This is a genomic window from Pseudomonas sp. HY7a-MNA-CIBAN-0227, from assembly GCF_040310325.1.
In the GTDB taxonomy this organism is placed as follows: Bacteria; Pseudomonadota; Gammaproteobacteria; order Pseudomonadales; family Pseudomonadaceae; genus Aquipseudomonas.
Window position 1 is genome coordinate 1 of the sequence record NZ_JBEOPT010000171.1, and the last position, 266, is coordinate 266.

The 266-nt window shown below is 47.7% G+C and carries 1 protein-coding gene; it reads left to right on the forward strand.

Going from position 1 to position 266, the window contains the following annotated elements; genetic code table 11:
- Positions 1–266 (forward strand): enoyl-CoA hydratase-related protein (locus AAEZ06_RS27440; protein WP_350617266.1); only part of this gene is annotated, 266 nt, incomplete at both ends.

The window sequence follows — 266 nt, forward strand, 5'->3', positions numbered from 1 at the left end:
CCACATTCTCACCGTTACCTTAAACCGCCCTGAGAAAAAAAACGCCCTGAGCTTTCAGGTGGTCGATGAGTTGATCAAAGTAGCGGGTCGCATCAGCAAAGATAAGACGATACGTGCGGTGATTTTAAATGGTGCCGAAGGGACGTTGTGTGCCGGTATCGATTTGGGTGATTTAAACCATCCAAAAAACCAAGCATTTGCCCTTTGGGAGTTGGTAAAACCTTGGCAGAGCCTTTTTCAGCGCGTCTGTTTGGTTTGGCGTGATG